Consider the following 12,031-nt stretch of genomic DNA (forward strand, 5'->3'; position numbering starts at 1 on the left):
ATATAAAAAAAATGAAAAAATATCGATATATATTGAGTATGGCAGTGTTACTGTTTTGCTCATTGATTTCATGCAAAAAGGATTTTTTGAGTGTAGTGCCTTTAGGAAAACAGGTGGCGGTAACAACCAGTGATTATGGTTTGATCATGAATAATCAGGACATGTACCTGGCCAATCCGACCGGCGGCTGGGCAGGACCCGCGCTTATGGGAGACGATGTATCTGCTGAAGCAACCTATTTTAATTCAGCTCAGGCACGGTCACAACAGGCTTTTAAATGGGGAGATGATATTTATCAGCCTTCAGATACGCCCACGGATCTGCGGAACTGGATAACCAACCTATACCTTTGCAATAAGGTGATCAACGAGGTTATGAGTTCAACAGGTGGCACTGCCCAGCAAAAGAGTGCGTTACAGGCGGAAGCCCGGGCATCCCGCGCATGGTTATATTTTCAATTTGTTAACTATTACGGTAAACCATACAAAGCCTCCACAGCAGCTACAGATCCAGCGTTTCCGATCATTACAACAGCGGATGTAACCGCCAACGGATATAGCAGAAACTCCGTACAGGAAGTATATGACTTTATTGTAAACGATCTCACAACAGCGATACCGAATCTGCCGGTACAAAATACATCCGCCACCCGTTTCGCAAGGCCGGCCGCTGAAGGTTTATTGGGAAAGGTATATCTATTTATGAATAATGGCTCCGCCGCTTTAACACAAATTACTGCTGCATTAACTGATAATGCGGCAGCGACGACACCGGCGCGTTTATACGATTACAATAAGGAGTTTGCGGTAGGTGGTAAGTTTTATCCCATCACAACCAACGGGCCGACCAATTCGCCAGAGGTGAATTATACAGATGTCACGGAATCTGTTCTGGCCTATACTTTTTTTAATGGCAATTACAACGGAAATAGCTTTGGAAGCGACTTTATCGTACTCAGTCCGCAGGCGGTTGCGCTGTTTGCACCATCGGACCTCCGCTTAAATTTTTATACAGCACATTATATCAACAACGTGGTCAACCCGTCGGGCAGGCTGGCCAAATATAAAGCGTTTGGCACACCATACGCTAAATATGGTCTTCAAATTTCCGAGTTGTATTTATTGAGCGCTGAAGCTAAGGCAAGACTAAATAACCTGTCAGGAGCAGAAACGGATATAGAGACTTTGCGCAAATGCAGGATGCCGGTGGCCAATGCCACCGTGCCGGCCGCGATAGTAGCCAGTCAACCTGCGTTGTTACAGTATATTTTTGATGAACGCGAACGTGAGTTTGCTACACAGGGTTACCGTTGGTTTGATATGCGGAGAATATCTGTCGATCCACTACTAACCGCACCGACTTATAACCATATTTTGTATAACGATGCGACAAGCACCAATACCACGATTTATCCGCTTAGCCCGGTAAGGCTTACTCAAAGGCTTTCGCCATATATCATGTTGTCTAATCCACAATTTACCGATAATCCATAAATAGCTAAATACTAAAAAATATGAATTTAAATAGAATGCTCAAAGGTGCATTAGCACTAACTATTGCCCTGTTTTCGGGGCTTACCGTGCATGCGCAGCGTACCTTTACAATTAAAGGCCAAATGGCTAAGGATAAACAAGGACAAATTATTTTAACTTATCCAGATGGTGACAAGCGAAAGGCAGACACTTTAAAAGTGGTAAACGGCTCGTTTTTATTTAAGGGTGAGGTATCGCGGCCCTGCTATGCAACGCTTGACCTAAACAGGCCCGAAATGTCCTCACGGCCAGCCGCCAGCCAGTTTGACAGGCAGGATTTTTACCTCGAAGCGACAGCGATCACCGTTACTGGCGATGATAAAATAAAAGCAGCCTTAATAAAAGGCGGAAAAAGCCAGATTGAGTTCGCGGAGTTAATGATGCAATATAAACCTCTTCAGGAGGAAAATGCAGGTTTAAATGAAAAGATGGCCGCTTATCGGCAGGATATGAATGAGGCAGGAATTAAAGAAGTACAGGAAGCTGCAAGAATTGTTACGTTAAAAAGAGCTAAAATAGATAGTACATTAATTAAAAACCATCCCGACAGCTTTGTTGCATTTGACTTGTGGGCAAAAAAAATGCGATCAACCATCGATCCTGTTATTGAACCTGCATTTTTACATTTTACACCGGCGATCAGAAATTCGAGAGAAGGGAAAATTATCGGCGAAAAGATAGCTAAAGCAAAAATGCTAGATGTCGGTCGCCAAGCCCCTGATTTTACCTTAAAAGATACGCTTGGTCATCCGGTCTCTTTATCATCGTTACGGGGCAAAAATGTCATGCTATGTTTTTGGTACAACGGCTTTTCGAGTTATGAAACGTTTGCCTTTAACCTGCAACGGATTAACAGACGGCTGCATGATAAAAACCTTGTCATACTTGGGGTATACTACAATAGTGTCAATAAGGGGTCCGATAAAACAGAATACTGGAAAGAATTATTGCAAAGGTCTGGCATGAACTGGCTGAATGTCGAAGATATAGGTGGAATTGATTACAGAACGGGCTCGGTTAAGAGCGCGACAGCCACGGCTTATGCGCTTGGCCCCGAAAGTTTGCCAATAGCCTACCTGATCGGGCCTGATGGTAAAATCCTCGCAAGGCATCTGGCTTTAGCGGACAATAACCTTTCAAAAACCATCGGCGATCTACTTAAATAGAATTTTATGAAAAGGATATATCTATCAATATTATTATGCCTGATGATACTGCGGGGCTTAGCCCAGCAGGTGCCATTTTTGGATGAGGGAAGTGCCATTGCCGACTACCCTAAGGTAGATTGGCTTCAGGGAGAACCGATAAGCCATTTCGATAAAGACAAAATTTACGTCGTGGAACTTTGGGCGACCTGGTGTAAACCTTGTATAGCCGCCATGCCACATTTGAATGGTCTCCATCAAAAATTTAAAGATAAAAAGGTCGTATTTATCGCGCAGGATGTGATGGAGGCCGATGTGCAGAAAGTGCTCGCTTTTGTTAAGGAGAATGGTGATAAAATGAGCTTCCGGGTTGCATTCAGTGGTATGCGTGGTTCTGATTTCGATACCAAATGGGTACGTGCAGCCGGGGTAAATTCTATTCCGCAAACATTTATTATTCAAAACAACACCCTGGTCTGGCAAACCGACCCCAATATGCTGAATGAAGAGGTACTGCAATTATTAGTTGACGGAAAGTTTACGATCAAGGATGCAGAAGCTATAGCTAAAAAGCATAACTAATTAATTCCATTTACAGATAAACCGGCTGAGGTCTTCAGCCGGTTGTATAAAGAATCTATTTTATTCTCCATGAGCAAATTTATTTACGGGCTTTTAGCCTTGGGATTGTTGTGCCTGATTTCTTTAAGCGATGTTCGCGGCCAGGAGGTTTTGCCGTTGGATCATGCCGTTCGTACAGGCAAACTTCCCAATGGTTTTACGTATTATATCAGGCATAATACCGAACCCCAAAAACGGGTGATCATGTACCTGGCAAACAAGGTCGGATCGGTGCTTGAAGAGGATGACCAGCGGGGGCTGGCCCATTTTATGGAACATATGAGTTTTAACGGCACCAGGCATTTTCCAAAAAACGAGTTGGTCAATTATCTGCAAAAATCAGGTGTCCGTTTCGGAGCCGATATTAATGCTTATACGTCGTTCGACGAGACGGTGTACGAATTACCCCTGCCTTCTGACAATCCAAAACTTGTTCAAAACGGGATTCAAATTATGCGAGACTGGGCCCAAAGCGCTACGCTCGACCCTGTCGAAATTGACAAAGAACGTGGTGTAGTTTTAGAGGAAAAACGATTAGGTAAAGGAGCGAGCGAACGGATGCTGCAAAAATACTGGCCACTTATTCTCAATAACTCCAGGTACACCAACCGCATACCTATCGGCACGGATGAGATACTCAACAATTTCAAACCGGAAACGATCAGGCGTTTCTATCATGATTGGTACAGGCCTGACCTGCAAGCATTGATTGTAGTAGGCGATATTGATGTGGATCAAATGGAGAAAGAGGTCAAAGCGAAGTTTTCCGACCTTAAAAACCCTAAAGCAGAGAAGTCAAGGGTCATTTATTCCATCCCGCTGACTGGTAAAAATCAATTCATTTCGGTAACAGACCGGGAAATGACAGGTACGGTAGCCGAGGTAATCATCAAACATCTTCCCGAAAAGATCAAAACCGCAGATGATTATCTGCACGCTATTGAAAGAGCATTGGTTAACCAGTTATTAGCCTCGAGATTTGCTGAATTAGCACACCGGCAAGACGTTCCATTCCTTTCTGGAACTGCAGGTATTCAAGGATTTATCGGGGGACTCAATAGTTATAATCTGACGGTTTCTGCAAAATCGGCCGAATTGGAGAAAGGTTTTAAAGTAGTATGGCGTGAGAATTTGCGGATTAGCCGATTGGGGTTTACCCAGTCAGAACTCGATAGGGCTAAAACAAATTACCTGGGCCGAATAACAGCTGAATTCAAAGAAAAGAATAAAACCAATTCGCTGGCCTATGTAAAGGAATACTTACAATATTTTTTAAACGGGGTAGCGGCTCCCGGAATCGAAGCTGAATTGGAGATTGTAAAAAACGACCTGCCCCAAATTACACTTGCGGATATCAAAAAAGTAATCAATGATTATGTCAAAAACACGGACCGTGATATCGTGGTCATGGCCCCGGAAAAGGATAAAGCCGGGTTGCCAACTGAAGCTGTTATTAACAAGTGGATTAACGAAGTTGAAAGCGAAAATATAACTCCTTATAAGGAGGATATGAATACCGCAGGTTTGCTAATCGCACAACCTATACCTGGAAAAATTGTGAGTGAGACAAAAGATACGAAGTCCGGCATCACTACAATCATGTTGAGCAATGGCGTAAAAGTATTGCTCAAACCTACTGATTTCAAAAATAACGAGATCTTATTTTCAGGCTTTGCTTCCGGAGGCAGTTCATTATACAATGATCGTGATTATGAATCAGCTATGGCGGCCAATGTTGTTCCGTCGTTTGGAGCCGGTAATTATAACCCCTCCCAATTAAACCAATATTTTGCAGGGAAACAGTTCAGGGTTCAGCCTTTTATCAATGAGCGTTTTCAGGGTATCAACGGCGCGTCTGCCTCAAACGATATTCAGACGGCACTGGAATTGACTTATGCCTATTTCACCGAGCCGATTAAAGACCCGGTCAGGTTTGATAATATCATAACCCGTTCATTGGACGGCATGGCCAACCGGGCGAACGACCCTAAAACCGTTTTTCAGGATACCATCAATGCGATTCTAGGCGACCATAACCCGCGCAAAACCGGACCATCGGTTGCCAAAGTCAAAATGATCGATCTCGAGAGGGCGTTTGACATTTACCATGAACGATTTGGAAATGCCTCCGGTTTCACCTTTGTTTTCGTTGGCAGTATCGATACCCTAAGCATTAACCCTTTGGTGGAAAAATACCTCGGAAGTTTACCGGCGAACAATGACAAAGGACTTACCAGCAGCCTCAATATCAACACGCCTTCAGGAATAATTGAACGGACCGTATATAAGGGAACTGAACAGAAAGCAAGCTTAAATCTTACCTTTTCGGGCTTATTTGATTACAGCTTTTTCAATAAATTAAAAATGGAGGCTTTGAAAGAGGTTATTCAGATCAGATTGCTGGAAAGATTGCGCGAAGACGAAAGTGGTGTTTATTCACCAAATACGAGAATCAATATCACTAAATATCCAACCTCAAAATATAGCCTGACGATTTCCTTAGGCTGCGCGCCCCAAAATGTAGAAAAATTGATCGCCAGTACATTGGATGAGATCAATAAGTTAAAAAACGATGGGCCACTAGCGGTTAATATGGAGAAGTTTAAAGCAGAAAATTCGCGCGGCATGGAAACCCAGTTAGAAACCAATGGATTTTGGCTGAATTATGTTTTAGCACAACTGCAAAATAACGAAGATGTTAATCAGGTAGATGGCTACTTCACGCAGTTAAAAAGTATTACCCCATCGGATATCAAAGAGATGGCTGCCCAATATCTAAGCGGCAAAAATTACATACGATTGGTTTTATTACCTGAACCTAACGGCAACTAAAATTGCTTTTTAAACTTTATTAAAATGAAAACGATTTGTTTAATCTTCTTATTAAGTGTTTCCGCCTGGTGTTTTGGCCAAAAACCAAACTGGCAAAACCTGGATCTGCAAAAAGATTCAACCATGGGCATCGGCACTGAAAGGGCCTATTTAGAGTTGTTAAAAAATAAAAGAGCCAGCACGGTCTTGGTAGCAGTTATAGATGGTGGAATTGATACGCTGCACGAAGACCTGAAACCGGTACTTTGGCAAAACCCGAAAGAAAAATTGAATGGCAAAGATGACGACAAAAATGGGTATATCGATGATTTTCATGGTTGGGATTTTATTGGGTCGTCAAAAGGCAATGTCCATTATGATAACCTTGAATTAGTAAGGCAAATCAGGCAAAATCAAGTCCAATTTGCCGGTAAGGATTCTACCACAATCCAACCGTCAGAAAAACCTGCGTTCAGGCTGTTTTTGAAAGAGAAGGAAGAACTTAATCAGCTATTAGCGCTGAGCAAAAACAGAGTGAACAGTGCAAAGGGTTTAAAGAAAATAGTGGAAAATATGGTTCAAAGCATAGGTAAGCCCGATCCAACTTTAAAAGACTTTCAGGATTATGATACGAAGGATTTAACCGAAGACCGGGTTAGGGCGTTCATTGTTTTACAGTTGCAACATGGGGAAAACCTGAAATCACTGGTCGAAAAACAATTAGATGAAGCAATCATACAAGGAGAGATTGAACTGAATTATAAGCTGAACATCAACTATGACCCGCGTGACCTGGTTGATGATGATTATTTTAATAGCCGGCAGCATGATTATGGCAATAATGATGTCATGGGTCCCGAGGCTACCCATGGCACCCATGTAGCTGGTATCATTGGTGCTATACGTGATAATCAAATCGGGATAAAAGGCGTCGCAGATCATGTGAAGGTCATGGTCCTGAGAGCTGTTCCCAATGGCGACGAACGTGATAAAGATGTGGCTAACGCCCTCCGTTACGCGGCAGACAATGGTGCAAAAGTGATCAACATGAGTTTTGGAAAATCGTATTCGCAAGATAAAAAAGCGGTTGATGATGCCGTAAAATACGCCTTGTCTAAAGATGTGTTACTGGTACAAGCCGCCGGCAACGACAACAAGAATATGGATGTGGAACCCAACTTCCCGAACAGAAAGTACGAAAACGGCGAGATAGCCGGTGCATGGATCGTTGTTGGCGCTTCTGACTGGAAGGATGATGAAACCTTGAAAGCCTCTTTTTCCAATTATGGTAGCACCACAGTTGATGTCTTCGCTCCTGGCGTAAAGATCAAATCAACTATACCTGGTAATAGGTATGTAGAATTCAGTGGAACCAGTATGGCCGCCCCGGTGGTTACAGGCTTAGCGGCATTGATCAGGGAATATTACCCCAAATTAACTGCGGTTCAGGTTAAGGAGATTATTATGAAATCGGTCGTGAAAATTGGTCATAATGTTAGTTACATCGAAAATGGGCGCTCCAAAAGTATTCCATTTGCAAGCCTTTGCCTATCGGGAGGCATTGTCAATGCCTACGGGGCGCTGCAACTGGCAGCAACTTATAAATAAATATAACAGCAAGATACTCTCTCGTTCTTTATATTATCTTCATTAATAATAGTAAAAAGTCAGTTAATAGAAAAAGCGTTGCTGAAAGAGCAGGGACGCTTTTTTAATTTTTTTGAGTGAATTAATGAATACAGGCCTTTGTGTGGGGTTTCCCAGCATTTTTTTAATTGTTTCTAAAAGTTAGATGCGTTAATAAATACGCGGCCGAAAATACAACACCCGGACTTCCAAAAGATCGATATGCTGATCTCCTCTACGCGGGAAGGCGCCTGAGAAATCAGTCCAGAATTTGTGCACCTGGGTTAACTATCAGAACTGGGTAAAAATTCTTTTACGGATACGGCTGAGTGATTGCGGTTTTACGCCGACAAAAGAGGCGATATGGTATTGGGAAATTCTTTGCTGCAGATCGGCGTGGTTTTTTAGAAACCGCTCGTAGCGAAGTTCAGGTGTCTCCGCATATAAGGCCTTTAGCTTTGGATAGGCGAGCAAATCTTTGCGGATAACCTGGAAATGCTCTTCGTTTCCGTCACCTCCGGTCGCTCTTTAGGTAATAAGGCTCTTTAAGACCGTGACCTTTTTATAATAATTCTTAGAGACTTCATTCCATGCGGCAGCTATTTCATCTAATTGTTCCTTGGCTGCACCCAATAATTGGAGATCCCGTTTTAAATCATTAATATATGGTATAAAATAGCTGAAGATTATGCATTTGCAAATTGCAGGGACCAGTATCTTTGGTAAACTATGGGGATTAGCATTATAAAGCCGGTTTAGAAATACCGCTAAGACATCGGGATACGAAATTCCATCAATAAACCCAGCCAATTAGTTTGCTGCTTAGCGGTGACTTCATTAACGGCTTCAGCATAATCATTGGTAAAATTGAAATCATTGGCGATTCTAATAAACTCATTGTCCCCCATAAAAACCGGAAATCCAATGGCTATAAGATTATCATAAAGAGGTTTAATTTTGGCTATAATATCCATGAATTCCTGGTTCAGATAAAACGTAAATATACTAATTGGTGACGCATTACTAATGCAAGATACTGATACAGATAGACGATTTTAAATCATGCGCCTAGTAGGCGCATTTTGGGTCGGTTATAGAAAATGAATTACTATAAGTCATTGATTTTTAATTTGTTTTATTTTGCCTAAACTAGAGGAATGCTGATTTATTCGTCATCATAAACACCAATCCGGCCACATAACGGTAATTTTAGTTTTTAGGCAATTAATTGTAAAGCAGCATTTTGAACTTAATTGATATAATATAAATTACTCATAAGACAAAAGATGGTGATCTATTTAACACCAAATAAGCCACTTACAATTTGTTTTCAGCCAGTTTAAGAAAAAAATCTTTCGAGGCATCAGTACTGAAACGTTTTTTTGCTTCCTCGATGATCTGTATGGTTGTCTTGGCCTCTGCTTGCCTCCTAAGTTCTTTCTTTTTTAAAAAATCTTCCCGACGCTTTTCTTTTTCATCTTTACTTTCCATGCTTGATACTTTTTTGATTGATTTTTTTTAATCAGCTACGTTGTTCATTATCAATGATACACGTTATCCAAATATCCGACAAATACAGTTGATCCTATGCCGCAGAAAAAGAATATTTTATAAAAGATTGATTCTGTAAATTCTTATAGTGTAATATATTCGGTTAATAATCGGAAATAATCCGATTATCTATCAATTGCTTAACATTGATAATGTTTTTGGTTATAATCGGAGATTTTCCGATTATTGATAGAAATTTTAACAATAAAAGCAGAGGAGCGTTTAAAAGATTATGGAGAGGGGCCGCTAACCCGGCAGCTCATGTTATCATTGCTAAAAAATTACAAACGTCCTAATGATAAAATAGCTGAATTAGTCAGTTCAGGTGTTTTAACAACGGTAAAAAAAGGCTTATACATCGCTGGTCCTAAAAGCAGCTGATAAAGCGGAGCCTTTCCTGATTGCAAACCACCTGTGGGGGCCTAGTTACGTATCGTTTGAAAGCGCATTATCTTATTGGGGATACATTCCCGAACGGGTTTACGAGATAAGTTCGGTGACCGTCAAGGACACCAAGATTTACAGAACTCCTGCGGGCAGATTTACCTACCGGCATTCCAGCCTGCCGTATTACGCTTTTGGCATCATGAATGCCCGACTTTCGGATCAAGCAGAATTCTTGTGGGGTAATAAAAAAAGTATTTGATTTGCGGATAGGAATAACGAATACGAATACCCTTGTCTACACCACACGAAACCCTTGTCCGTTTGATCTTACCTGAAGGTCTTAATCTTGAGCGACATTTTAAAATGTAGGTTACACCTAATTTTCGTTCTTTTCTGGCGGCTATCAATTCTTGCTAAACTCACAAAATAACACGTACTTTAAAAAATAATCGATCACGGCTTTCCGAGTTATAAACCCATGCAAGACCTTTCCGCCCTTAGCGATAAAGAACTTACTTTGTTATTAAAGCAGGGTGATGCGGAAGCATTTGAGGTGATTTACAACAGGTTTTGGAAAAAATTAATTAACACAGCTTATAAACGCCTGCGTGACGAGGCGCTTTGCGAAGAGATAGTTCAGGATATTTTTATCAATCTTTGGGAAAAACGCACAACATTAACTTTTTCGGTTGGCCTTAAAAATTATTTATTTGTTGCGATAAAATACAAGGTAATTGATCATTACCGGAGGCAATTTTTAAATGATAAGTTCCAGGTTTCGGAAGAGCATTCTGAATATGATAATTCGACCGTTGACCAGATCTTTGCCAGAGATCTCGCCAAGTATCTTCAAAAGTTAGTAGATAATCTTCCGGGCAAATGCAAAAGTGTATATGAACTTAGCCGCCTTGAACATAAAAGCCATAAGGAAATTTCTCGGCTCTTAAATATTTCCGAAAAAACCGTTCAAGGGCACCTTACCAAAGCCCTGCAAATAATCCGATCCAGAATGACGGATGCTCTGCTTTTTTTTATAGTCTTTTTTTTAAGAAAATAAATTTTAATAAAAGCAAGGGTATACACCCATTACTCCGACTATATAGTATAAGCCTGTTTTAAATCTTTCTTTTCTATGGATAAAATTCAAATTGCTGAGTTGCTGGATAAGTATCTGAAAAATAACTGTACACCAGAAGAAGCAGATGTTGTAGAAGCCTGGTACAAGCAATGGGAAGAACAGCCCGATTTTACCGATACATTGGCTGATGACAAGCAAAGGTTGTTAAAAGAAAGAATGTTTCTAATAATCCGGGAAAATACGGTTCCCAAAGAAAGTGTAATACTGCCTGAACGTAAAGTGCATATTAAATGGTGGATAGGAATTGCCGCTGCCGCCTTATTGTTTGTTGTGCTTAAATTTTTTGTTGCTAATAACCCTGTTCAGGATGCCACAGGGCCAAGGTTAGCGATTACCTTTAGTAATCATACCAAAAATGTTTTAAAACAACAGTTGCCCGATAGTAGTATTGTTTGGTTAAGCCCGGAAGCAAGCATAACCTGGCCCCAAAAATTCGATGCAAAATATCGGGACATAACCATGACGGGGAATTGCTTTTTTGAGGTAACTAAAAACCCTGGCCGCCCTTTTATCATCAGCAGTGAACATATGGTTACCAAAGTTTGGGGAACAAGTTTCAGGGTTATAGATGGTAAAAATAGTGCAGTGGTCAAAGTTACGGTTGTAACTGGCAAAGTATCGGTGAGCAAAAGGCAGGCTTTGGCCCCGGTTGCCAAATTGAACAGCAACGAGGTGCTCTTGCATCCTAATGAGGAGGTTGTATTAAAAAGTAACACGGCTGATTTAATTGCCAGTAAAAATGCCGACGTTTCCGATCTGGCATTATATGATCATATCGACCTTGATTTTGAAAAAGCCACCCTTCCCTACATTGTTACGGTGCTTAATAAAAAATTTGCTGCTCATATTATAATAAACAGTAAGCAACTGAACAGCGCGGTTATGACCGCCAGCTTAACGAACCTTAACCTACCTGAAGTATTAGAAGTACTCAAAGCTTCGATGAAAATAAATTATGAGATTGAAGGCGATCTCATTGTACTGAAGAAAACCAATTAATAATTAACCTAATTTTAAGATGATGAGAAAGACTACACCAACATAACCCCCTCCGTTTTTTACCTTTCCAAAAAGGGTACAGGAGTGCTGCTACACCCCTGTACCTGGAAATTTCAAGCCCGTAGATGACATCAATAATATTGGTGACGGGGCCTTCTATTATATTTTTTCACAAATACAACATTTCAAATTTATGAATTTTTGTTTACTCCATTCCCATT

Annotated in this window: 10 protein-coding genes; 8 read left to right on the plus strand and 2 right to left on the minus strand. The window is 41.0% G+C overall.

The genetic code is table 11. The features are described from left to right. Positions 1–11: 11 nt before the first annotated feature. From BDD43_RS15235 to BDD43_RS15255, 5 genes are all read left to right on the plus strand, one after another. On the plus strand, positions 12–1,493 hold the full coding sequence (locus tag BDD43_RS15235; RefSeq protein WP_211339680.1) for a RagB/SusD family nutrient uptake outer membrane protein: 1,482 nt from the start codon (positions 12–14) through the stop codon (positions 1,491–1,493). A 20-nt stretch (positions 1,494–1,513) separates the two neighbouring features. Continuing rightward, positions 1,514–2,698 carry a DUF4369 domain-containing protein gene (locus tag BDD43_RS15240; protein ID WP_121198476.1) on the plus strand — a complete coding sequence of 395 codons (1,185 nt, stop codon included), beginning with the start codon at positions 1,514–1,516 and terminating at the stop codon, positions 2,696–2,698. 6 nt (positions 2,699–2,704) lie between these two features. Continuing rightward, positions 2,705–3,259 carry a TlpA disulfide reductase family protein gene (locus BDD43_RS15245; RefSeq protein ID WP_121198477.1) on the plus strand — a complete coding sequence of 185 codons (555 nt, stop codon included), beginning with the start codon at positions 2,705–2,707 and terminating at the stop codon, positions 3,257–3,259. A 69-nt stretch (positions 3,260–3,328) separates the two neighbouring features. Next, positions 3,329–6,130 (plus strand): M16 family metallopeptidase, encoded by a 2,802-nt coding sequence (locus BDD43_RS15250; protein WP_121198478.1) that lies wholly within the window; start codon positions 3,329–3,331, stop codon positions 6,128–6,130. A 24-nt stretch (positions 6,131–6,154) separates the two neighbouring features. Next, positions 6,155–7,717: a S8 family peptidase gene (locus BDD43_RS15255; protein WP_121198479.1), complete on the plus strand. Its 1,563-nt coding sequence runs from the start codon at positions 6,155–6,157 to the stop codon at positions 7,715–7,717. 785 nt (positions 7,718–8,502) lie between these two features. Here BDD43_RS15255 and BDD43_RS15265 read toward each other — a convergent pair. Together BDD43_RS15265 and BDD43_RS30070 are read right to left on the minus strand one after the other, a co-directional pair. Further along, positions 8,503–8,709, minus strand: a complete 207-nt coding sequence (locus tag BDD43_RS15265) for a hypothetical protein (RefSeq protein ID WP_121198480.1) — start codon at positions 8,707–8,709, stop codon at positions 8,503–8,505. Between the two features lie 343 nt (positions 8,710–9,052). Continuing rightward, positions 9,053–9,226, minus strand: a complete 174-nt coding sequence (locus BDD43_RS30070) for a hypothetical protein (protein ID WP_162847078.1) — start codon at positions 9,224–9,226, stop codon at positions 9,053–9,055. A 246-nt stretch (positions 9,227–9,472) separates the two neighbouring features. Between BDD43_RS30070 and BDD43_RS15270 the strand changes: the two genes are divergently transcribed. From BDD43_RS15270 to BDD43_RS15280, 3 genes are all read left to right on the plus strand, one after another. Next, on the plus strand, positions 9,473–9,667 hold the full coding sequence (locus tag BDD43_RS15270) for a hypothetical protein (protein ID WP_121198481.1): 195 nt from the start codon (positions 9,473–9,475) through the stop codon (positions 9,665–9,667). A 484-nt stretch (positions 9,668–10,151) separates the two neighbouring features. Then, positions 10,152–10,730 carry an RNA polymerase sigma-70 factor gene (locus BDD43_RS15275; RefSeq protein WP_121198482.1) on the plus strand — a complete coding sequence of 193 codons (579 nt, stop codon included), beginning with the start codon at positions 10,152–10,154 and terminating at the stop codon, positions 10,728–10,730. 75 nt (positions 10,731–10,805) lie between these two features. Beyond that, positions 10,806–11,810 carry a FecR family protein gene (locus BDD43_RS15280; RefSeq protein ID WP_121198483.1) on the plus strand — a complete coding sequence of 335 codons (1,005 nt, stop codon included), beginning with the start codon at positions 10,806–10,808 and terminating at the stop codon, positions 11,808–11,810. The last annotated feature ends 221 nt before the right edge of the window (positions 11,811–12,031 follow it).

Origin of the sequence: Mucilaginibacter gracilis (genome assembly GCF_003633615.1) — a bacterium.
GTDB classification, from domain to species: domain Bacteria; phylum Bacteroidota; class Bacteroidia; order Sphingobacteriales; family Sphingobacteriaceae; genus Mucilaginibacter; species Mucilaginibacter gracilis.

Coding starts and splice junctions, on each gene's coding strand:
- BDD43_RS15235 (WP_211339680.1), top strand. CDS start 12: ATGAAAAAATATCGATATATATTGAGTATGGCAGTGTTACTGTTTTGC.
- BDD43_RS15240 (WP_121198476.1), top strand. CDS start 1,514: ATGAATTTAAATAGAATGCTCAAAGGTGCATTAGCACTAACTATTGCC.
- BDD43_RS15245 (WP_121198477.1), top strand. CDS start 2,705: ATGAAAAGGATATATCTATCAATATTATTATGCCTGATGATACTGCGG.
- BDD43_RS15250 (WP_121198478.1), top strand. CDS start 3,329: ATGAGCAAATTTATTTACGGGCTTTTAGCCTTGGGATTGTTGTGCCTG.
- BDD43_RS15255 (WP_121198479.1), top strand. CDS start 6,155: ATGAAAACGATTTGTTTAATCTTCTTATTAAGTGTTTCCGCCTGGTGT.
- BDD43_RS15265 (WP_121198480.1), bottom strand. CDS start 8,709: ATGGATATTATAGCCAAAATTAAACCTCTTTATGATAATCTTATAGCC.
- BDD43_RS30070 (WP_162847078.1), bottom strand. CDS start 9,226: ATGGAAAGTAAAGATGAAAAAGAAAAGCGTCGGGAAGATTTTTTAAAA.
- BDD43_RS15275 (WP_121198482.1), top strand. CDS start 10,152: ATGCAAGACCTTTCCGCCCTTAGCGATAAAGAACTTACTTTGTTATTA.
- BDD43_RS15280 (WP_121198483.1), top strand. CDS start 10,806: ATGGATAAAATTCAAATTGCTGAGTTGCTGGATAAGTATCTGAAAAAT.